The sequence below is a fragment of the Streptomyces sp. Y309 genome (assembly GCF_056712025.1).
Genome location: NZ_CM160048.1, coordinates 7,613,692 through 7,633,757, shown reverse-complemented (window position 1 = coordinate 7,633,757; position 20,066 = coordinate 7,613,692). Strand labels below are relative to the sequence as shown.

The window sequence follows — 20,066 nt, the reverse complement described above, 5'->3', positions numbered from 1 at the left end:
TCAGTGCGCACCGATACGCTGATGACCTGATCAACAGCCGTACCGGCCAGGTCACCAGGTGTGCCGGGCCACGCGGTCGGGAATTTCGGGAAACAGCACGGTCGGCATTCGGGAACAACGCAGTCGGAAAGAGCCGCGGCGCCAGGGGCGGTGCGGCGTGGGGGGCGGCAGGTGGCGGACGACGTATTCGACTTCAGGCCCGGGGCGCAGGTCCCCTTGTCGGGCGCCGCGGGACAGACGGCGGCGACGCATGCCCTGGCGTCGGCGGCGTATCGCGACGGCGAGGTCGACGACATCCTCAAGGCCAACAGCGACTGGCACAAGTCCGTGGTGAAGCCCGGCCTGTGGTCGCTGTGCAAGCCCAGCCTGGGCGAGGCCTTCTCCCGGACCGTGCAGGTGCGGATGCTCGGCGGCGCCCGTTCGCCGCTCATCCAGTCTTTCGGCACGGAACCACAGGCGGTCGTCGAGCACTGCCTCGCGGCCAACCGCATCCGCAGGCAGCGCGACAGCTGGCTCACGGCGGTGACGGCCCTGTGCGGGCTGCTCTTCCTGCCCGGCCTGCTGGCCTGGCTCCTGGTCTTCACGGCCCGCAAGTGGATCTCCAAGCAGGGGGACAAGCGCACCCAGGCGGTCGCCACCGCGGTCCTCGTGGCCGTCGGCGTGGTCGTGGTGGTGCTGTTGATCAAGCTGCCCTTCGGCGGCTTCTGGGCCTGGTATCTGCGGCTCTGCCCCGTCGTGCCCGTGCTCGGCTGGTTCTGGGCCAAGCACATAGCCGAAGGCACCGCCAAGGACCTGCGGGAGCGCTGGAGCGGTCTGCTCGCCGGCGGCGGCGTCGGCGCGAAGATCCCCGAGGCGGTTCCCGGCAGCCCCGGCGAGACGGCGGCGGAGCGGCTGCGCCAGGGCCTCGCGCGGCTCTCCGCGGAGCAGCAGTCCAACAGCGTCTTCTACGCGGGCCCCAAGGGGATACTGGGCATGGGCACCCGCTGGGGCAGCTGGCAGCTGGCCGAGGAGCTCGTCCCCCGCGACGAGGACAAGGAGATCAACCCGTTCCGCAGCTGGGACGTCGTGCGCGCGGTGCACGACCAGCTCCGCATGCTGGAGCGCGGCCCGCTGCACACCGGCGGCTTCCCCAAGCCGTCGATAAGGCACTGGATCGTCACGCCCATCGGTGAGAACGCGGGGTCGGTGTCCCGCCCGTCCGGCACGGACGTCGACGCCTTCCAGATCAAGGGCCACGAGATACAGCGCATCTGCAACGAGCAGCAGTTCGGCAGCGGCGACCGGCACTACCTGGGCGTTCAGTTCACGCTCTGGGACGGCCAGTTGGTGATCACGATGCTGATCACCGTCACGGTGCTGCACGAGACGCTGCGCATCGAGGTCACCGGCCACGCCCTCGGCCCGGTGCACTCGCTGTTCACCAGCAAGCCCTCGCCCAAGACGAAGACGGTCAGCAAGACCGTCAAGTTCTGGGAGACCAAGACGCAGCAGCTCCCGCTCGTCGACGCCCAGGAGGTGGTGCGCCTCGCGGTCCGCGCCCCCTTCACCTGGTATCCGCCGATGCTGGACTACCTGGGCGGCAAGCTGGTCCTGCCCGAGCCCTTCGGTCTGCGGCATGCCTGGGCGGACAAGCCGTGGCGGCACCGCTTCATGGCCGACGACGCGCTGCGCGCGGCCACACCGGTGCTGCGGGTCGTGCACTCGGCGGCCCTGAAGGTCCTCGAGGAGAACGGCGTGAACACCGACCGCTTCGGCGCCCGCGCCGGGTTCCTCAGCGGCGCGATCCAGGACCCGATGCCGCGCCAGGCGGACGTGTACAACACGTAGCGGCTACAACACGTAGCGGCCCGGTGGGCAGGGAGCAAGGGGGCTCGGCTCAGGGAGCAGGGGGCCTGGCTCAGGGGAGCAGAGCAGGGGGCCTGACTAGGCCGTCGTCGGCCAGGCCTCCGCGAGCATCTTGCGGGTGTCGGCGAGCAGTTGGGGCAGCACCTTGGTGTGGCCGACGACCGGCATGAAGTTCGTGTCGCCGCCCCATCGCGGCACGATGTGCTGGTGCAGATGCGCGGCGATGCCCGCGCCGGCCACGGTGCCCTGGTTCATGCCGATGTTGAAGCCGTGCGCTCCCGACGCGGCGCGCAGCGCCGTCATCGCCTGCTTGGTCAGCTCGCCGAGCTCCAGGGTCTCCGCCGCGGTCAGCTGTGTGTAGTCGGCGACGTGACGGTAGGGCACGACCATGAGGTGCCCGCCGTTGTACGGGTAGAGGTTGAGCACCACGTAGGCCTGTTCGCCGCGCGCCACGACCAGCCCGTCCTCGTCGGATTTGGCCGGGATGGTGCAGAAGGGGCAGCCGTCGTCCGCCCCCGGACCGGTGGGCTTGTTCTCGCCCTGGATGTACGCCATCCGGTGGGGCGTCCACAGGCGCTGGAACGCGTCCTGCGTCCCCACTCCGATCTGCTGCTCCGGCTCAATCGTCATGTTGTGCAGCATATGACTTCGCCCGTTCGGAGCGTGCCGCCGGGGCGGGGCCCCGGCTGGGACTCGCCGTCCGTCACCAGCGGTGACAGCATGCGTCGGCCCCCGGGGTTCTCACCCCGGGGGCCGCGCTGAAGCGTCACGGCGGCGTACGCAACACCTGGACGCGTGCGCCGCATCTGCGACGCGTACGCCGCACCTGGACGCGTCCGTCAGACCTGGACGCGCTCCTCGACCACCTTCACGATCTTCGCGATGGCGTCGTCGACCGGAATGCCGTTCTCCTGCGAGCCGTCGCGGTAGCGGAAGGACACGGCGCCGTGCTCCATGTCCTCGTCGCCCGCGATGACCATGAAGGGCACCTTCTGCTTCTGGGCATTGCGGATCTTCTTCTGCATCCGGTCCGAGGACGAGTCGACGTCCACCCGCAGCCCGTGCTTCTTCGCCTTCGCAGCGAACTCCTGGAGGTACTCGACGTGCGCGTCGCCGATCGGGATGCCGACCGCCTGCACCGGCGCCAGCCACGCCGGGAAGGCGCCTGCGTAGTGCTCCAGGAGCACCGCGAAGAAGCGCTCGATCGACCCGAAGAGCGCGCGGTGGATCATGACCGGGCGGTGCTTGGTGCCGTCGGGGCCGGTGTACTCCAGGTCGAAGCGCTCCGGCAGGTTGAAGTCAAGCTGCACGGTCGACATCTGCCAGGTACGGCCGATGGCGTCCTTGCACTGCACGGAGATCTTCGGCCCGTAGAAGGCAGCGCCGCCCGGGTCCGGAACGAGCGGGAGACCCTGCTTCTCAGCCACCTCCTGGAGCGTCGCGGTGGCCTCCTCCCAGATCTCGTCCGAGCCGACGAACTTCTCCGGGTCCTTGGTGGACAGCTCCAGGTAGAAGTCGGTCAGGCCGTAGTCGCGCAGCAGGTTCAGGACGAAGGTGAGCGTCTTGTCGAGCTCGTCCGCCATCTGCTCCTTGGTGCAGTAGATGTGCGCGTCGTCCTGGGTGAATCCGCGGGCACGGGTCAGACCGTGCACCACACCCGACTTCTCGTACCGGTACACGGTCCCGAACTCGAAGAGGCGCAGCGGCAGTTCACGGTACGAACGCCCGCGCGCGTCGAAGATCAGGTTGTGCATCGGGCAGTTCATGGGCTTGAGGTAGTAGTCCACGCCCTCGTCGAGCTGCATGGGCGGGTACATGCCGTCGGCGTACCAGTCCAGGTGGCCCGACTTCTCGAAGAGCTTGCCCTTGGTGGCGTGCGGCGAGTAGACGAACTCGTAGCCCTCTTCCTCGTGCCGCTTGCGGGAGTAGTCCTCCATGACCCGGCGGACGACGCCGCCCTTGGGGTGGAAGACCGCGAGGCCGGAGCCGATCTCCTCGGGGATGGAGAAGAGGTCCAGCTCGTTGCCGAGCTTGCGGTGGTCGCGCTTCTCGGCCTCGGCGAGGAACTCCAGGTGCTCCTTGAGCTCGGCCTTGGACGGCCACGCGGTGCCGTAGATCCGCTGGAGCATCGGGTTCTTCTCGCTGCCGCGCCAGTACGCGCCGCCGGTGCGCATCAGCTTGAACGCCGGAATGTTCCGGGTGGTGGGCAGGTGCGGACCCCGGCAGAGGTCCTTCCAGCACAGCTCACCGGTCTTGGCGTCGAGGTTGTCGTAGATGGTCAGCTCGCCGGCGCCGACCTCGACGTCGGCGCCGTCGTCGCTCGACGCGGAACCCTTGATCCCGATGAGCTCCAGCTTGTACGGCTCGTCGGCCAGCTCTTCGCGGGCGGCCTCGTCGGTCACGACGCGGCGCGAGAAGCGCTGTCCGCGCTTCTGGATCTCCTGCATCTTCTTCTCGACGGCCTTGAGGTCCTCGGGCGTGAACGGCTTCTCGACGTCGAAGTCGTAGTAGAACCCGTCCCGGACCGGCGGGCCGATACCGAGCTTGGCCTCAGGGTGCAGCTCCTGCACGGCCTGCGCCATCACGTGTGCGGTGGAGTGCCGCAGGATGTTCAGGCCGTCCTCGGAGGAGATCTCGACGGGCTCGACGACCTCGCCGTCGGCGACCGCGTACGCCAGGTCCTTCAGCTCGCCGCCCACCCGGGCCGCGACGACGGTGCGCTCGCCGTCGAACAGTTCGGCGGCCGTGGTGCCCGTGGTCACCACGCGCTCTTCCCGCTCGGAATCGCGTTGGATGATCACACGGACGTCTGACACCGGTCTCTCCTGCCTGAAGGGGGGCCGCCCTGACTGAGGGGGCTGCGGCAGATCTGCTCCTGCACGCGCAACGAATCGTACCGAGCCATGGGGTCCCATAGCGAAACGGTTATCCCTGGCCCCGGGCCCGGGCGGCCCCCCGCCGCCCGATCCCGCGGCCTCACCCCCGCCGCCCCCGCGGGCGTCAGTCCCCGCTGCACGCCTCCTCGAAGAAGTCCAGATTCTCGTGGAGCGACTTCATCAGGCGGTCCCGCTCGGCGTCGTCGACCTGCACCGGCACCACCTTCGCCGCCTCGGTGAGCCTGCGGAAGCCGCCCCGGCTCTCCAGCCGCCCGTGCACGCGGATCGGCAGGCCGACCAGATGCGCGTGCCCCGCGATGCGGTAGTCCTCCTCGTCCAGGGACATCCGTACGTGCGGGATCTCCGCGCCCGCGAGCACCCGCACCCGCACCGTGCCCGCCCCGCGCGGCGCCGAGCGCCGCATGCGCACCACGGTCCCGGTGATCCGCACCGGCACCGACGGCTCCTCGCGCAGATAGCGGGCGCTGGCCTCGCGCAGCACGGGCAGGTCGCCGGGCGAGAACTCGACGGGCTCCGCGGCCGCGGCGCAGCCCTCGGGCACGCCGTCGGCGGGCGACCACCGCACGCCGACACGGGCGCCCTCGGTGCCGCGGACGAGGGCGACGACGGCCTCGATCAGCTCGTGGCTGACGCCCGCGCCGACGGCGCCGTCGAAGGCGTCCATGCCGCCGGTGGCCCGCTGGTAGTCGACGGCCTCGCGGGCGGCGTACAGCGCCTGGTGCAGCCGCACGGCGAGCGGCCGCCCGGCCGGCACGGGCACGAAGGCGGTCAGCCGCCGCCCGCCGGGGGCGGGCCCCACCAGGATGCTCTCCAGCGAGGCGGCCGCCGGGCGGCGGTGCCGCGCGCCGTAGTACCCGGCCCGTGCGCGGGCGGCGAGCGCGCCCGCGAGCAGCATCTGGCGTGCGGCGGCGCGCAGTTGCTCCTCGACCGTCCAGGCGGCGGCGCCGGCCGGGCCGCTCGGCACGTCGCGCCACCAGCGGATCTCGTCGCTGGGTACGGCCAGCGAGACGAGCACTTCGCGGGCGGACGGCGTGGAGCTGCGGGCCAGCGCGGTCAGGGCCTCGCCGATGAGGTCCTCCCAGTCGGGGAAGGCGCGGCTCTCCGGCACGAGCAGGCTGGTCCCGGCGTGGCCGGGTCCCGGCGGGGTCCAGCGGGAGTAGCGTCCCGCGGCGCCGCCGCGGCGCCGCCAGCCGTGCCGGTCGAGCAGGGCGCCGAGGACGGCGGGGTCGACCTGGGCGGGCTCGGGCGGGTCGGACCACAGGCCGGGGGCGTCGACGGGGTGGGGGCGCGGGCCATGTGGTGGCACGGGTTCGCCGATCGGGCGGTGCATCACGGTTTCCCTCCCGTCCCGACGCGCGTCATGATCTCGCAGAGCGCCCGGTCGTCGAAGATCCGCGAGGTCGGTACGCGGACGGTGGTCCTTCGCCTGCCCGACACGGGGTGTCCGGCGAGGTTGGTCCAGTAGCAGCAGTGCCGCAGGTCGAGCCGGTCGTGACCGGCGCGCAGCCAGTCGTCCTGCGAGCGGGGCACGATCATCACCACCAGGATCTTGTGCACCGACACCGGCGTGCGGGCGAGCTTCTCCAGGTGCGCGTTGTCCAGGGTGAAGGAGAAGGCGGGCCCCGCCGGCCGGGGAGGGATCTGGTACGTGCACTTGAGCTGCACCTTGATGGTGACTTCGTCGTCGACCGTGTGCCCGGGGGCGCTGTGGCTGACGTGCCAGTCGATGCCGTTGTCCGGAAAGGGCTGCGAGAGCGAGCACCCCGCCGCGGCGGCCACGGCGTGCAGATAGCCCACCTGAAGGGTCTCCATGCAGGCGGTGGTGGCGAGTGTGCCGCGCGGCGGTGCGATCCGCTCGGGCAGCAGCCCACCCTGTTCGGGCCGCGCGAGCGCCATGTCCAACTAGCCTTCCGAACCAGGGGTTTCCCCGCTCGGGCCGGTCGATGTCCGTGCCTCGTACCTGTGTTGTCTCCGTGCCGGGTTCGGCGCAAACGGCCCGGGTATCACCAGCGTGGGCAGTTACGCAGGTCAACTGCCGGAGCTGAACGAGGAGTTGCGTCAGGATGACGTGCTGGTACGAGGGGCCATTGGCAGCATTCGACACGGAGACCACGGGTGTCGACGTCGAGACCGACCGGATCGTGTCGGCCGCCGTCGTCGTCCAGAACGGCGCGGGGGCCCGGCCCCGCGTCACCCGCTGGCTGGTGAATCCGGGCGTTCCGGTCCCCGCGGCCGCCACCGCGGTGCACGGACTCACCCAGGAGCATCTGGAGCGCAACGGCCGCTGGCCGGCTCCAGTGATGGAGGAGATAGGGCGCGAGCTGGCGGAGCAGGGCGCCGCGGGGCGGCCCCTGGTGGTGATGAACGCGCCCTTCGATCTGACGCTCTTCGACCGGGAGTTGCGCAGGCACCGAGCCTCGTCGCTCGCGCGCTATCTGGAGAGCTATCCGCTGTGCGTCCTGGACCCGCGCGTCCTCGACCGGCAGTTCGACCGCTACCGCAAAGGCCGCCGCACCCTGTCCGACCTGTGCGAGCACTACGGCGTGGAGCTGGCGGGCGCCCATGACGCGGCGGCCGACGCCCAGGCGGCGCTCGATGTCGTACGCGCGGTGGGGCGCCGCTTCTCCGCCCGCCTGGAGCGCCTGTCCGCCGCCGAGCTGCACACGTTGCAGGCGGTGTGGCACGCGGCCCAGGCGCGCGGGCTCCAGGCGTGGTTCGCGCGGAGCGGTGCGCCGGAGGCGGTCGATCCGGCCTGGCCGCTGCGTCCCGAACTGCCCGCGGCCGCCTGAGCGTTGCCGCGCGGCCCGCCGGGGCGGGCAGCACGCCACGGGTGCGGCGGGCATGAAAAAACCGGTCCGTCGACGACGGACCGGCATTCTCCCGGTGGGCGATACTGGGTTCGAACCAGTGACCTCTTCGGTGTGAACGAAGCGCTCTCCCACTGAGCTAATCGCCCGGGAACGCACTGAACAATACAGGTCGCGGCGCCCTTCGTTCAAACCGCCCACCCGTCACCCGACCACCGCCCCTCACCGACGCGCTACGCGCGGCCCCTTTCAATCAGGTGGGACACCAACCCCCGCCGCCCCGCCCGCATCATCAGGGCGTGGTTGAGGAGGAACAGCGGCCGGCCGGGCACCGCGAGGCGCCGCATCAGGGGTTTGCGGACGTCAACCTCCTGGTCGTAGCGCACCAGGGTGCCGCCCTCGGCGGCCGTCAGGGTCCAGCGCGCCCAGCCTTCGAGGTCCCCGGTCATGGCGATCTCCAGGATGCCGCGATCCGGGTCGTGACGGATCTCCTCGGCCGTGATCCAGAGGTCGTACGGGAGCAGCGACCGCAGCCGCGCGGTGCCGCTCTGCTCGCCGAGGGGGGTCACGGCGCGCACCTGGGGCCACCACCGCGGGTAGTCCTGGGCCTGCTCGAGGACGGCGTACACCGCCTCGGGGGCGGCGCGCAGATTCCACACGCTCCGGAAGCGGTAATGGCACCAGTCCATGGTCCCAGTCTGCCGCCGCGCGGATATCCGCGCGAGAGAACGACCGCGGCAGAACGGACGGATCGTCAACTCGCGGAAATAGGAACGAGTTATTCCGGAAGGGCCCGCGCAGGGGCGAATTTCCATGAAAGACCGTCACATACAGCTGCCGCATACGCCGGCCACGGCCGCGCGGGTTCCGGATACGACAGTGGCCCGGAGGCTGTTTCCAGCCTCCGGGCCACAATCCCGGGTGGGCGATACTGGGTTCGAACCAGTGACCTCTTCGGTGTGAACGAAGCGCTCTCCCACTGAGCTAATCGCCCGGGCGCACAGAGAACATTACCCCATGTCAGAGGGTGCCCCCGACCACCCCGACCGGGGCGGCGACCACCCCGACGGAGCCCGCCTCACTGATCGTTGATCTTCCAGGGCATCTGGATGCCGAACTTCCACAGATAGATCCCGCCGAGGGCCGCGACGATCACCAGGGCGATGCTCGTGAGGATGATGTTGCGGCGGCGCACCCGTGGGTCGAGGGCACGCTGCGCGGCCTCGGTGACCTTCCGCTTCGTCCAGCGGAGCACGAGCTGCGCCCAGACGAACTCCGTCGCCCAGATCGCCATGCCGCCGAAGATCACCACCCAGCCCGGTCCCGGCAGGGGCAGCATGATGATGCCCGCGATCACCACGGCCAGGCCCACGATGAACACGCCGACCTGCCAGCTCAGGTGCAGCGTCCGGCGGGCCTTGATGAACTCCGGCGCCCGGGATCCGAAGGGCTTTTCGGCTTTGACCTGCTCCGCCACGTCGTCGACGGCGGCGGCCATCTTCGACTCGTCACTCCCCGTATTCATGCAGCCAAACCTTACCGGACGGAAACCCGTCACCGGAATGGCCGTACGAACGAAACGGACAAGCCGCCATACGGGCCACCTAAAGACACCCAAAACTCCCAGAGGGGTTTACAACGGCACCGTAGGTGGCATGTCGATTTCGCCGACGTGCGAATCCCCGAGCGCACACTGAGCGAAAGGCCCTGGCGCTTATGAACACCACGGTCAGCTGCGAGCTGCACCTGCGCCTCGTTGTGTCGAGCGAGTCCTCACTGCCTGTACCCGCAGGACTGCGGTATGACACGGCCGATCCCTATGCCGTGCACGCCACCTTCCACACCGGAGCCGAGGAGACCGTCGAGTGGGTGTTCGCCCGCGACCTCCTCGCAGAGGGTCTGCACCGGCCCACCGGCACCGGCGACGTCCGCGTCTGGCCGTCCCGCAGCCACGGTCAGGGCGTCGTCTGCATCGCCCTGAGCTCCCCGGAGGGTGAGGCTCTGCTCGAGGCCCCGGCGCGGGCCCTGGAATCGTTTCTGAAGCGTACCGACGCGGCCGTGCCGCCCGGCACCGAACATCGTCACTTCGATCTCGACACGGAGCTGTCGCACATTTTGGCCGAAAGCTAGACCGGTCACGGTCCGGGAGCCGCGGGGCGCCGTCCGACTCGGGGAGACGGCGCGGGCACACCCACGACGAGCGACGACAGGGACCGACCAGGACGTCGGCGGCCACCGAAGGCCGCCGACGCACAACGACACAACGGCAGGCAGCAGGCACCGGCGCCGGTGTCGCGGAAATCCGCGGCACCGGCGCCGTGGCGCGCGCGGCGTGAGCCGCTAGCATCGGCCAGCATCGGGCGGGCGCCGGCCCGACCCCCAGGCCAGGGAGCGAATCGTGCTGATCACCCACGACACCCGGTGTGCGCTCGAAGCCGTGGTCGATCTGGTGAACTCCGCGCCGGACGAAGAGAGCGGCGACAACGTCGAAGGGCTCGCGGACGTGGCGGCTCTGAGCGAGTTCGTGGAGAGCCATGCGATCAGCGACGTCGGCGTGCTCACGGAGCGGGATCTGGCGGGCGTGCTCCGCATCCGCGGCCGGTTCGCCGAGGTCTTCGCCGCCAAGGAGCCGCATGTGGCGGCGGCCCTGATCAACGAGCTGATCGCGGCGGCGGGCACCACTCCGCGGCTGACCGACCACGACGGCTACGACTGGCACGTGCACTACTTCGCACCCGGCGCCTCCGTCGCCGACCATCTGGCGGCCGACTGCGGGATGGCGCTCGCCTTCTTCGTCGTCGCGGGCGAGCAGGAGCGGCTGCGCCGGTGCGAGGCGCCGGACTGCCGGCGGGCCTTCATCGACCTGTCCCGCAACCGCTCGCGCCGCTACTGCGACAGCCGCACCTGCGGGAACCGCCTGCACGTCGCCGCCTACCGGGCCCGTCGCAGGGAGGCCGCGGGCCTTGAACAGGACCTGGAGGGGCAGAAGGTCGTCTAGCCGACGGGAGCGGCGACTGGAGCTGCGTCTCGGCCTACGGGAGCAGCGACTGGCGCGTCGTCTCCGCCCACGGGAGCGGCGGCTGGAGCAGGGGCGGCCGACGGGAGCGGCGACGGGAGCAACGGCGGTCGGCCGACGGCTAGAGCAGCAGCAGATCGTGCAGCGACGCCATGAGGAGCAGGCTGCCGATCACCGCCAGAAAGATCATCAGCGGTGGCTGCGAGAGCGCGAAGAGGCAGCCTCGCGGTTCGTCGGCGGTTCCGCGCTCGGCGGCGGCGGTGCCCCGCTCATCCGGCGGGGCGGGGTCGCTCTGTGGGGTGGTGTCAAGCATCTCGCGGTGATGATGACGCAGGGCGGAGACCCCCACGTACCAACACGCACGGTCCGCGCGGGAGTTCGCCGCATTCCGTGACCTTGGCGGGCCCCGCGCGGCGCACCTGCGAACGGTGTCCGCCGATACGCTCGAACGTGATCTCGGAATGCGGGACGACGTGCCCCGGAGCGCCGGGGCGACGCCCCGCGGGCGTCAGATGCCGTGCTTCTTCAGGATGGCCTCGATGTCGCTGAAGTCCTCCGCCGGCGCGGCCTTCTTCTGCTTGGCGGCCGGGGTGGCCTGGGGGCGCGTGGCCGGGCCCAGGGAGGGGGCGGACGCGGCGGGGGCGACGGCGTCACGCTGGGCGGCCTTCGCCGCGGCGCGGCGCTCCTTGCGGGTGCCGCCGGAGCGGCGCTCCACCGCGCGGGTCGCCAGGAACAGCAGCCAGGCCGCGCCGAGCACGCCGAAGCCCGCCCAGGCCACCGGGCTGAAGGCCGTCTCGGCGGCCCACTCCACCGCCCCCGTCATGACCAGTCCTATGGGGACCAGCGCATACGCGGCGAGGCGCGCCGCGGCGAGGAAGCGCTTGCGATATGCCGTCACGGCCGCGATGCCAAGGCCGGCCGCGGCTACGGCAGAGCAGATGGTCTCGGCAATCATCCCGGTCCTCCAGGCGTGCGGGCGCGGTGCGGTGTCGCATGTGTCCCTTCCATCCTGCACCGGGTGGGGTCCCAGAAGCCACGGCCGTAGAACACATCAGGGAGATATCCGGGTCACGGCTCCTCCCCAGGTGCCGGTCGGCCGCGCCACCGACCCCGGCTGGGGGTGCGCCGCCGATCCAGGCCGGGGTGCGCCGCAGGTCCCGGCCAGCGTGCGCCGCCGGTCCCGGTTGGGGTCCGCGTCCGGCGGCTGGGAGACTGTGCGCATGAGCGACTCCTCCCCCGCGGGCCCCGCCGTCCCCCTCGTCATCGACGTCTGGTGCGAACTGCAGTGCCCGGACTGCCGCACCGCCCTGGACGACGTGCGCGCCCTGCGCGCCCGCTACGGCGACCGGGCCGAGCTGCGCCTTCGCCACTTCCCCCTCGAGAAGCACAAGCACTCCTTCGCCGCCGCGCAGGCCGCGGAGGAGGCCCTCGTGCAGGGCAAGGGCTGGGAGTACGTCGAGGCGATCCTGGGCCGGGTCGAGGAGCTGGACCGTAAGGGCGAACCCTTCCTGGTCGAGGTGGCGGGCGAACTCGGCCTGGACGCCGAGGAGTTCGACACCGCCCTGGTGGACGGCCGGCACATCCTGATCGTCGACGCCGACCAGGCCGAGGGCAAGGCGATCGGGGTCACCGGGACACCCACGTACGTCGTCGACGGGGAGCGCCTCGACGGCGGCAAGACCCAGGACGGCCTGCGCGAGCGCGTCGAGGAGATCGCCGACCGCGCCCTCGCGGGCTGAGGCCGACGGCGGCGCGGGCCGGAGCAACTGCTTGCGCGCGTAAGGACACGCAATACGCGTAAGTACAGGCAATACACGTAAGTACACGTAACTACAGCAACTGCTTGTACAAGTAGTACGTACTCGCCTCATAGCCCAGCGACTCGTACAGCCGCAGAGCCGGTGTGTTCCCCGCGAAGACGTTCAGGCCGATGCGGTCCTTGCCGGCCTCGAGGCACTGGCCCTCGGCGTGGAGCATCAGGCTGCGGCCGTGTCCCCTGCCGCGGTGCTCCTCACGGACCTCGATGTCGTACACGAAGCACTCGCCGCGACGTTCCGCGACCCACAGGATGCCGACGACCTCGGCGTCCTGGACCAGCACGCTGAATCGGGCGCCGGGCGTCGCCAGGCCGTCGGCCAGCGAATTGCGCTGATCCGCATCGACCTTGGCGTATGCCTCCGCCGCCGGCACGCCGCGGTCGATCCAGTCCTGGGCGTAGACGTCCCTGGAGCGGGCGGCCCACTCCGCGTACTCCTCGTCCGTCATCGCCCGCGCCCGCACGTCCCCCGGCAGCTCGGGCGGGCGCAGCGGAAGCGGCTTGGACATCCGGCGGTTGCGCTCCACGTAGCCGAGCGCCGTGGCCAGGGGCAGCACCCCGGGGGCGGCCGCGGGCACGGCCGCCTCGATCCGGGTGCAGCCCCAGCCGCGCGCCACCTCCTCGGCGGCCAGCGCGGCCACGGTCGCGCGGCCCCGACGACGGTCGGGGGCGTCGATGCGCAGGTCCAGGATCTCGGCGACGCGGGGGCCGAAGACGGCATGGGTGGCCAGCTTGATCCGGCCCACGGGGCGGCTGTTCACGCAGACGTCGTAGTCGCGCGACTTGGCGCCCTCGGTGCTCTCGTGGAGCGGCCCGGAAGGCCGCAGGGTCGTGGTCATCACGGGAGTTGTACCCACTGGGCGCCCCCCGCGTCATCCGCTTTTGCACTCCCCGCGCTCCCCGAACCGTCCGGGAGCCCGCCCTGGCCTTTCGGCCGATCCCTAAGGATCGAGGTCGTCCCCCGCGCGCTCTTCGAAGACCCGCATCGCCTTGGCCGTCACGGGGCCCGGGGCGCCCGGAAGCCGGCGGTCGTCGACGCGGTGCACGGCCTGCACGTCGCGCAGCGTCGAGGTGAGGAAGACGTCGTCGGCGCGGTCGAGCACGTCCAGGGGCAGGTCGGTCTCGTGCGCGCCGGTCCACTCGACGGCCAGCGCGCGCGTGATGCCCGCCAGGCAGCCGGAGGAGACCGGCGGCGTGTGGATCTCGCCGTCGAGGACCACGAAGACGTTCGATCCGGTGCCCTCGCAGAGCTGCCCCACCGTATTGGCGAACAGCGCCTCCGTAGCGCCCTGTTCGGTGGCGCGCGCAAGGGCGACGACGTTTTCGGCGTACGAGGTGGTCTTCAGGCCGGTCAGCGCGCCGCGCTCGTTGCGGGTCCAGGGGACGGTGATCACGGCGGTGGAGTCGGGCCGTCGCGTGGTCTCGCCGAGGGCGACGACGAGGGTGGGGCCCTGATCGCCGCGGTCGGAACCGAGCGGCGAGAGGCCCCCGGTGTACGTGATGCGCAGCCGCCCCAGCTCCATCGGGTTGGCGTCGATCACGGCGGCGCAGGCGCGGCGCACCTCGTCGAGATCCGGCTCGGGCAGGCCGAGACCGCGGGCCGAGCGGGCCAGGCGGTCCAGGTGGCGGGTCAGCGCGAACGGCCGCCCTGCGACTGCCTTCACGGTCTCGAAGATGCCGTCGCCGACGGTCAGTCCGTGGTCGAACACGGAGACGCGAGCGGAATCGAGGTCATGCAGGCCGCCGTTGAGCCATATCTTCACTGAGTCTCACCTTGCGATGTCGGTCCGCGGCCCCCGTCCCGCCCGTCTGCCCGGCCGGGGGTCCGCGGGTTGTCCGCCGGAAAAGCACAGCACGAGCGAGATCATTCGCCTGGTGCGTACGTTCCCGAGGCTACCGCCAGCAGCCGCCCGGCCTTCAGCTCCGTCTCGCGCCACTCGCCCTCGGGGTCCGAGCCCCAGGTGATGCCCGCCCCCGTACCGAACCGCAGCACGGCGTCACCCCGGTCGGTCCGGTCGATCCAGAACGTGCGGATCCCCACGGCCAGCTCGCCGGTGCCCCGGTCCGCGTCGACCCAGCCGATGCCGCCGCAGTACGGGCCGCGGGGCGCCGTCTCCAAGGCATCGATGATGCGCAGCGCGCTGGACTTGGGGGCGCCGGTGACGGAGCCGGGCGGGAAGGTGGCGGCGAGCAGGCCGGGCCAGCCGGCGTCGGCGCGCAGTTCGCCGCGGACGGTGGAGACGAGGTGGACGAGGCCCGGGTGCTTCTCGACGACGCACAGATCCGGGACGGTCACCGTGCCGGTCGCGCAGACCCGCCCCAGGTCGTTGCGGACCAGGTCCACGATCATGACGTTCTCGGCGTAGTCCTTCTCCAGGAGGTCCGCCTCGGTGCGCCCGGTGCCCTTGATGGGCCCCGACTCGACGACGCCGCCCGTCCGGCGCAGGAACAGCTCGGGCGACGCCGTGGCTATCTCGACGCCGTGTCCGGGCAGGCGGATCGTTCCGGCGTACGGGGCGGGGTTCCCGCGCGCGAGGAGTGCCGTCAGGGCGTCCACGTCGGAGTCGGCGGCGACCGGCGCCGACAGCACCCGGCAGAGGTTGGCCTGGTACACGTCGCCCGCGGCGATGTGTTCACGTATCCGCCGCACGCCGTCCGTGTACGCGGCGCGGTCGAGCGACGACGTCCAGTCACCGGCCGCCGGTCCGCGCCAGGCCCCTGGCACCGGCGCGGGCACGGCTTCTTCGCGCACGGCGGCGAAGCGGGCACACACCAGCCGGCCCTCGAAGTCCGCGGACACGGCCCAGAAGCCGGCGGAGTCCAGGGCGGAAGGGTCGCTGGTCACGTCCCGGAGGTCGGTCGCGACGAGGCCGCCGAAGCGTGCCATGGGAGACAGGTCGTGCACGCCAGCGAGTCTATGACCGGCGTCCCGAGCGTGCCCCGGGCCTCTGGTGAGGAGGCGACAGCGCAGCACGCTGCGCAAACGCGTTTTTGTACTGGCCCGGGAATCCGCTAGAGTTCAACACGTCGCCGGGACGCGGAAGCGGGCCGGAAAAGACACGCGGACGTAGCTCAGTTGGTAGAGCGCAACCTTGCCAAGGTTGAGGTCGCCAGTTCGAACCTGGTCGTCCGCTCGCAGGAACCGCGGGGGATCTTCCCGAACCCCCGTAACTCCTGGTGGAGTGGCCGAGAGGCGAGGCAACGGCCTGCAAAGCCGTCTACACGGGTTCAAATCCCGTCTCCACCTCCAAGGACGATTAGCTCAGCGGGAGAGCGCTTCCCTGACACGGAAGAGGTCACTGGTTCAATCCCAGTATCGTCCACTGGAATCTCTGATCGATCAGAGGTTTCCCCGCGCGATTAGCTCAGCGGGAGAGCGCTTCCCTGACACGGAAGAGGTCACTGGTTCAATCCCAGTATCGCGCACGCGGCGGCCCCATCAGGTGCTGCACTTGCAGGTTGACCTGCGCGATTAGCTCAGCGGGAGAGCGCTTCCCTGACACGGAAGAGGTCACTGGTTCAATCCCAGTATCGCGCACCAGCTCCACGAAGCCCCCGGCCGTCTCCACGGCCGGGGGCTTCGTCGTGTGCCGCTCAGGAAGAGAAGAGCATGTGCCCGAAGCTCTTGTGCCTCTTGTGGCCGTGGTGACCATGGTGACCGCCGTGACCGCCGTGCGGGGCGCCCCAGGCGGGCGCGGGCGCCGCCGGGTAGGCCGGGGCCGCCGGTGGTGCCTGCGGGGCCTGGTGACCGTTCCACTGCCCCTCCAGACGGGTCAGCGCCTCGAGCTCGCCGTAGTCGAGGAATATCCCGCGGCAGCCGCTGCACTGCTCGATCTGGACGCCATTGCGGTTGTACGTGTGCATCGGTGCGTGGCACTTGGGGCACTGCATGGTCGGCTCAACTCCTCGCCGGTCGTGACTGCTTGGCCGGATCTCTGCCCCGGCTTCGGTGCAGTGCACCCTACTTCGTACCGGTCGGTGCCAAGTCCGGCGGGACGGCGGCCATGCGGCGGCAGGCGTCCACGAATGTCTCCTCGACCTCGTCCAAGGCGCGTTCCGCCGCCACCGCCTTGGTGATCGCGAGGGCCGCCGTCTGCACGGTCAGGGCGCGGGCGGGTACGTCGAGAACCGGCCAGGGATCCGCCCCGTCGGCGGGGACGGCCGGACCGCCCGCCGCGCGGTAGGCGTTCAGGAAACGCGTCCACTCCTCGGGCAGGAGGAGCCCGCAGGCGTACCAGGCCGCGGGCCGGGCCAGGTCCCAGGCCGGGTCGCCGGTGCCCAGGTCGTCGACGTCGATGAGCAGCCACTGGTCCGCGGGGGTGCGCACGAGCTGGCCCAGGTGCAGGTCGCCGTGGCACAGGTGCGGCCGGCCCGGGTACGGGGCCTCGTCGCGGGCCCAGGCCGGCAGGACCGCCCACGCCCGCTCCACCGGGGACGCGGCGGGGTGCGGGGCCGCCGCCCGCAGCCGGGCCACGGCGCGGGCGGCCTTCTCCGGGCCGCGCATCGGCGGGAGCTGGTGCGGGAACCGGTCCTGCGGGGTGCGGTGCAGGCGGGCCAGGAGGGTGGCCGCCGCCTCCCAGGGGGCCGCGTCCGGGTCGTCGCGGTCCACCGGGGCGCCGTGCGGCCAGAAGGTGACGAGGCGGTCGTGCAGGAGGGTCGGGCGCCCGGACAGCGGGGCGAGGAGGGTGTCGGCCAGGCCGGGGTGGGCGGCGACCGCGAGGCGGGCGGTCAGGGCGGGCTCGGGGGTGCCGGGGGCGTGGGCCTTCGCCACGACCTCGGCGTGCCGGACCACCAGGGCGTCCGGGCGGTCGGCGAGGACGCCGGGCGGGGGGCTGCAGGCGCAGTCGGGGGTGCGGTGTGCCCTGAGCTTGGCCTGGGCGGTCAGGGCGGGCAGCAGGGCGGTCACGGGTCCCCCGGGATGTGGCTGTGGGTCTCGCGTGAGCGTACGGGACGGCCCGGCGCCGTCGACCGGCCCTGGGCCCCGTGAAGAATCCGGCCTTCGGCCCACAAGGAACCGGCCCTCAGCCTCGTACGCGAACTCCTCCGAGCCCACCGAAAAAGAAACAGCCCGCGCAGCTCCCCAGCTGCGCGGGCTGTCGTGCCGTCCGCCGCACCCCCGTCCCCACGGGGTTTCATGGCCGGATGTCCCCGCCCGGACCGCTCTTCCGGGCCTGGGGCGCCGCTCAGCGCCCCAGCATCACGCCCACGGACGACGCTTGTGTGACCACTGCCTCCCAGCCGCCGAAGGCGACCGTGAGCAGGGCTGCCAGAGGGAGGACCATGAGCGTGGCCACCAGGGGGTGGCGCGTTCCGGACGGCCGGACGCCCAGGGTGGAGAGCTTCCGTCCCTGTGTGCGGATCACTGTCCGCGGCGCGGTGTCCGCCATGGTTCTCTCCCTTCCTGACTTTGTTGCTTCTTCTGTTGGCTCTGGTGTTGTCGGTTCTGCTGGTGAAGCTGGCAGCGGCGGGTGTCTGACCTCGGGGGACGAGTGCTGCACCCGCCGCTTGACCTCAAATCTAGGTCCGCCGGGGACTTCGGGCGTCATGCCCTCGTACCGATTGGCGGGCCTCCCGGAGGATGAGCGGCCGTCACACAAGTACTCCCGTGGGTGGAGACGGGGACCTAGGACTCAGGGTCTTCCCGGAGGGGACGTCCGGGCCGTTCGGAGCTGTCCTCCCTCGGGACGGGCTGCTCCACGAGGGCGAGGACTCGCGTCGCCATGAAGCGCGCGGTGCGCACCACGGAGCCGCTGCGGGTGACTTCGCTCACTTCCACCACTCCCCTGCGGACGGCCGTCTCCACGCGGCGGCCTGCCCGGCTCGCCACCACTTCGTACGTACGCGTCGTGTCGCCGGCGTCCACGACTATCTCCACGCGGTCACCCTTCACGCGATCAATCCCCCTTCAGCGACAGGTGGTTGAGCGGTCGGGCGGCGGGAAATGCCCCGTGTCCCGCGGTGCCTGACCACTTTTCAAGTTTCCCACCCGGCACTGACAATCGATCGGCCCGCGAGGGCGCGGCCTCTGCACGTGCCCGGCCACGGAAACGTAAGCTGTGGCTCGTCAGACGGACCGGGCAGCGGGGATGAACATGGCGATGATGCGCCTGAGGCGCGAGGACCCGCGTGTCGTCGGCTCGTTCAGGCTGCACAGGCGGCTGGGCGCCGGCGGGATGGGCGTGGTCTATCTGGGCTCCGACCGCCGTGGCCAGCGCGTCGCCCTGAAGGTGATCCGGCCGGATCTGGCGGAGGACCAGGAGTTCCGCTCGCGCTTCGCCCGCGAGGTGTCGGCCGCCCGGCGCATCCGCGGCGGCTGCACGGCCCGGCTCGTCGCGGCCGATCTGGAGGCCGACCGGCCCTGGTTCGCCACGCAGTACGTGCCCGGCCCCTCGCTGCACGACAAGGTCGCCGCCGAGGGCCCGCTGTCCGCGGCCGAGGTGGCCGTCGTCGGCGCCGCGCTGTCGGAAGGGCTCGTCGCGGTGCACGAGGCCGGGGTCGTGCACCGGGACCTCAAGCCGTCGAACATCCTGCTGTCCCCGAAGGGCCCCCGGATCATCGACTTCGGCATCGCCTGGGCGACGGGGGCCTCGACCCTGACCCATGTCGGCACGGCCGTCGGCTCGCCGGGCTTCCTCGCGCCCGAGCAGGTGCGCGGCGCCGCCGTCACGCCCGCGACCGACGTGTTCGCGCTCGGCGCCACGCTCGCGTACGCGTCCATGGCCGACTCGCCCTTCGGGCACGGCAGTTCGGAAGTGATGCTGTACCGCGTCGTGCACGAGGAGGCCCAGCTCCAGGGTGTGCCCGACGCGCTCGCCCCGCTGCTGCGGGCCTGTCTCGCCAAGGACCCGGAGGAACGTCCCAGCACGCTCCAACTGTCGCTCCGGCTCAAGGAGATCGCGGCCCGCGAGGCGCAGGGCCTCAGCGAGGTGCGGCCGCCCGCGCCGCGCCAGGACCAGGACCGGGCGACGGGCCGGCTCGCCGACACGTACGAAGGACCCGACACGTACGCGGACGAGCGCACGCAGCGCCGCACCGCGCCGGGCACTCCCCTGCCCCGGACCGGCGGCTCGTCCCGCCCCGGGGCCCCGCGTACCGGCGGCCAGCGCACGGGCGACTCACGGGCCAGGGACTCCCGCACCGGTGGCTCACGGACCGGCGACTCGCGCACCGGTGACTCCCGCACCGGTGGCTCACGTACTGGTGGGTCCCGTACGGGTGGGTCGCAGTCCGGCTCGCGGCCTTCGGCGCCGCGCGACGGCTCGCGTTCGGGCAGCAGGCCCGCGCCTCGCAGCGGGGCCGGGCGGCAGGGCCCGCGCACGACGGGCACGGGACGGCGGCCCGCCAATCCGCGGCTGCTGCGGCAGCGGCTGTTCGTGTTCGTCGTCGTGACGCTGCTGGTCGCGCTGGGGATCGCCGCGGCGCAGGGGTGCCAGGGGCCTGCGCGGGGACTCGGCGACGTACGCGACGGGCACCGTGCGGTGCGGGTCGTGCCAGAGCCCGTACGGGTCGTACTGGCGCAGCCCGAGGGGCCGGAGGTCGGGGCCGAGGCCGCGGGCGGGGCTCAGGGCTGACGCGGGCGTGTGCCCTGGGCCGGGCGGCGTGCCCCCTGAGCCGGGTGCAGTCCCCCCTCGGCCGGGCGGCCGGATCCCGGGACCGGAGGGCCGAACCCCGGGACGGCGAAGGCC

At 71.6% G+C, this 20,066-nt stretch carries 22 protein-coding genes and 7 tRNA genes; 11 read left to right on the top strand and 18 right to left on the bottom strand.

Translation table 11 applies throughout. From position 1 onward, the window contains the following. Positions 1-171 precede the first annotated feature (171 nt). Positions 172-1,827 (top strand): hypothetical protein, encoded by a 1,656-nt coding sequence (locus AC0KTA_RS31805; RefSeq protein ID WP_481051646.1) that lies wholly within the window; start codon positions 172-174, stop codon positions 1,825-1,827. 96 nt (positions 1,828-1,923) lie between these two features. On the opposite strand, the gene AC0KTA_RS31800 is transcribed toward AC0KTA_RS31805, so the two are convergent. The 4 genes from AC0KTA_RS31800 to AC0KTA_RS31785 all read right to left on the bottom strand — a co-directional run bounded on the left by AC0KTA_RS31800 (position 1,924) and on the right by AC0KTA_RS31785 (position 6,638). Continuing rightward, the gene (locus tag AC0KTA_RS31800) at positions 1,924-2,487 is read right to left on the bottom strand and encodes an HIT family protein (protein ID WP_481051645.1); all 564 of its coding nucleotides are present in this window, start codon (positions 2,485-2,487) and stop codon (positions 1,924-1,926) included. 197 nt (positions 2,488-2,684) lie between these two features. After that, positions 2,685-4,661, bottom strand: coding sequence for a threonine--tRNA ligase (thrS, locus tag AC0KTA_RS31795; protein WP_481051644.1), 1,977 nt, complete (start codon positions 4,659-4,661; stop codon positions 2,685-2,687). 184 nt (positions 4,662-4,845) lie between these two features. Then, complete coding sequence (locus AC0KTA_RS31790) at positions 4,846-6,075, bottom strand: hypothetical protein (RefSeq protein ID WP_481051643.1); 1,230 nt, start codon at positions 6,073-6,075, stop codon at positions 4,846-4,848. Continuing rightward, entirely contained in the window at positions 6,072-6,638 is a 567-nt protein-coding gene (locus AC0KTA_RS31785; protein WP_481051642.1) for a DUF4365 domain-containing protein, read from the bottom strand. Before AC0KTA_RS31785 ends, AC0KTA_RS31790 begins: the two co-directional genes overlap by 4 nt. 167 nt (positions 6,639-6,805) lie before the next feature. Between AC0KTA_RS31785 and AC0KTA_RS31780 the strand changes: the two genes are divergently transcribed. After that, complete coding sequence (locus AC0KTA_RS31780) at positions 6,806-7,531, top strand: exonuclease domain-containing protein (protein ID WP_481051641.1); 726 nt, start codon at positions 6,806-6,808, stop codon at positions 7,529-7,531. Positions 7,532-7,626: 95 nt separating this feature from the next. Here the strand turns inward: AC0KTA_RS31780 and AC0KTA_RS31775 are convergent. From AC0KTA_RS31775 to AC0KTA_RS31760, 4 genes are all read right to left on the bottom strand, one after another. Further along, positions 7,627-7,698: transfer RNA gene (locus AC0KTA_RS31775), tRNA-Val, on the bottom strand. 84 nt (positions 7,699-7,782) lie between these two features. Further along, positions 7,783-8,238: an SRPBCC family protein gene (locus AC0KTA_RS31770; RefSeq protein ID WP_481051640.1), complete on the bottom strand. Its 456-nt coding sequence runs from the start codon at positions 8,236-8,238 to the stop codon at positions 7,783-7,785. 233 nt (positions 8,239-8,471) lie between these two features. Then, positions 8,472-8,543: transfer RNA gene (locus tag AC0KTA_RS31765), tRNA-Val, on the bottom strand. An 84-nt stretch (positions 8,544-8,627) separates the two neighbouring features. Then, a complete protein-coding gene (locus AC0KTA_RS31760; protein ID WP_481051639.1) occupies positions 8,628-9,074 on the bottom strand; it encodes a TIGR02611 family protein in 447 nt (148 codons plus the stop codon). A 191-nt stretch (positions 9,075-9,265) separates the two neighbouring features. Between AC0KTA_RS31760 and AC0KTA_RS31755 the strand changes: the two genes are divergently transcribed. Together AC0KTA_RS31755 and AC0KTA_RS31750 are read left to right on the top strand one after the other, a co-directional pair. Then, positions 9,266-9,679 carry an SsgA family sporulation/cell division regulator gene (locus tag AC0KTA_RS31755; protein WP_003959770.1) on the top strand — a complete coding sequence of 138 codons (414 nt, stop codon included), beginning with the start codon at positions 9,266-9,268 and terminating at the stop codon, positions 9,677-9,679. Between the two features lie 268 nt (positions 9,680-9,947). Next, positions 9,948-10,547, top strand: a complete 600-nt coding sequence (locus tag AC0KTA_RS31750) for a CGNR zinc finger domain-containing protein (RefSeq protein WP_481051638.1) — start codon at positions 9,948-9,950, stop codon at positions 10,545-10,547. Positions 10,548-10,686: 139 nt separating this feature from the next. On the opposite strand, the gene AC0KTA_RS31745 is transcribed toward AC0KTA_RS31750, so the two are convergent. The 3 genes from AC0KTA_RS31745 to AC0KTA_RS31735 all read right to left on the bottom strand — a co-directional run bounded on the left by AC0KTA_RS31745 (position 10,687) and on the right by AC0KTA_RS31735 (position 11,787). After that, complete coding sequence (locus AC0KTA_RS31745) at positions 10,687-10,878, bottom strand: hypothetical protein (RefSeq protein WP_481051637.1); 192 nt, start codon at positions 10,876-10,878, stop codon at positions 10,687-10,689. A gap of 195 nt (positions 10,879-11,073) precedes the next feature. Further along, on the bottom strand, positions 11,074-11,520 hold the full coding sequence (locus AC0KTA_RS31740) for a hypothetical protein (protein WP_481051636.1): 447 nt from the start codon (positions 11,518-11,520) through the stop codon (positions 11,074-11,076). 96 nt (positions 11,521-11,616) lie between these two features. Further along, a complete protein-coding gene (locus AC0KTA_RS31735; RefSeq protein WP_481051635.1) occupies positions 11,617-11,787 on the bottom strand; it encodes a hypothetical protein in 171 nt (56 codons plus the stop codon). Between AC0KTA_RS31735 and AC0KTA_RS31730 the strand changes: the two genes are divergently transcribed. Further along, positions 11,786-12,304 carry a DsbA family protein gene (locus AC0KTA_RS31730; protein ID WP_481051634.1) on the top strand — a complete coding sequence of 173 codons (519 nt, stop codon included), beginning with the start codon at positions 11,786-11,788 and terminating at the stop codon, positions 12,302-12,304. The two genes, AC0KTA_RS31735 and AC0KTA_RS31730, sit on opposite strands and share 2 nt — an antisense overlap. A 91-nt stretch (positions 12,305-12,395) precedes the next feature. Here the strand turns inward: AC0KTA_RS31730 and AC0KTA_RS31725 are convergent, their stop codons facing one another. The 3 genes from AC0KTA_RS31725 to AC0KTA_RS31715 all read right to left on the bottom strand — a co-directional run bounded on the left by AC0KTA_RS31725 (position 12,396) and on the right by AC0KTA_RS31715 (position 15,286). Continuing rightward, positions 12,396-13,220 carry a GNAT family N-acetyltransferase gene (locus tag AC0KTA_RS31725; protein WP_481051633.1) on the bottom strand — a complete coding sequence of 275 codons (825 nt, stop codon included), beginning with the start codon at positions 13,218-13,220 and terminating at the stop codon, positions 12,396-12,398. Positions 13,221-13,322: 102 nt separating this feature from the next. After that, the gene (locus AC0KTA_RS31720) at positions 13,323-14,144 is read right to left on the bottom strand and encodes an aminotransferase class IV (RefSeq protein WP_481051632.1); all 822 of its coding nucleotides are present in this window, start codon (positions 14,142-14,144) and stop codon (positions 13,323-13,325) included. Positions 14,145-14,245: 101 nt separating this feature from the next. Beyond that, a complete protein-coding gene (locus AC0KTA_RS31715) occupies positions 14,246-15,286 on the bottom strand; it encodes a chorismate-binding protein (RefSeq protein WP_481051631.1) in 1,041 nt (346 codons plus the stop codon). Between the two features lie 156 nt (positions 15,287-15,442). Between AC0KTA_RS31715 and AC0KTA_RS31710 the strand changes: the two genes are divergently transcribed. The 5 genes from AC0KTA_RS31710 to AC0KTA_RS31690 all read left to right on the top strand — a co-directional run bounded on the left by AC0KTA_RS31710 (position 15,443) and on the right by AC0KTA_RS31690 (position 15,922). Continuing rightward, positions 15,443-15,515: transfer RNA gene (locus tag AC0KTA_RS31710), tRNA-Gly, on the top strand. A gap of 42 nt (positions 15,516-15,557) precedes the next feature. Beyond that, positions 15,558-15,631: transfer RNA gene (locus AC0KTA_RS31705), tRNA-Cys, on the top strand. A gap of 1 nt (position 15,632) precedes the next feature. Further along, positions 15,633-15,704 (top strand) — tRNA-Val (locus AC0KTA_RS31700). Positions 15,705-15,735: 31 nt separating this feature from the next. Beyond that, positions 15,736-15,807 (top strand) — tRNA-Val (locus AC0KTA_RS31695). 40 nt (positions 15,808-15,847) lie between these two features. Further along, positions 15,848-15,922 (top strand) — tRNA-Val (locus tag AC0KTA_RS31690). 53 nt (positions 15,923-15,975) lie between these two features. Here the strand turns inward: AC0KTA_RS31690 and AC0KTA_RS31685 are convergent. The 4 genes from AC0KTA_RS31685 to AC0KTA_RS31670 form a co-directional block, all read right to left on the bottom strand. After that, entirely contained in the window at positions 15,976-16,272 is a 297-nt protein-coding gene (locus AC0KTA_RS31685) for a TFIIB-type zinc ribbon-containing protein (protein ID WP_481051630.1), read from the bottom strand. Positions 16,273-16,342: 70 nt separating this feature from the next. Then, positions 16,343-17,287, bottom strand: a complete 945-nt coding sequence (locus tag AC0KTA_RS31680) for an aminoglycoside phosphotransferase family protein (RefSeq protein WP_481051629.1) — start codon at positions 17,285-17,287, stop codon at positions 16,343-16,345. 277 nt (positions 17,288-17,564) lie between these two features. Continuing rightward, complete coding sequence (locus AC0KTA_RS31675) at positions 17,565-17,768, bottom strand: hypothetical protein (protein WP_481051628.1); 204 nt, start codon at positions 17,766-17,768, stop codon at positions 17,565-17,567. A gap of 236 nt (positions 17,769-18,004) precedes the next feature. Beyond that, positions 18,005-18,271, bottom strand: a complete 267-nt coding sequence (locus AC0KTA_RS31670; protein WP_481051627.1) for a hypothetical protein — start codon at positions 18,269-18,271, stop codon at positions 18,005-18,007. Positions 18,272-18,467: 196 nt separating this feature from the next. On the opposite strand from AC0KTA_RS31670, the gene AC0KTA_RS31665 reads away from it, so the two are divergent. Next, entirely contained in the window at positions 18,468-19,952 is a 1,485-nt protein-coding gene (locus AC0KTA_RS31665) for a serine/threonine-protein kinase (RefSeq protein WP_481056635.1), read from the top strand. Positions 19,953-20,066: the final 114 nt, after the last annotated feature.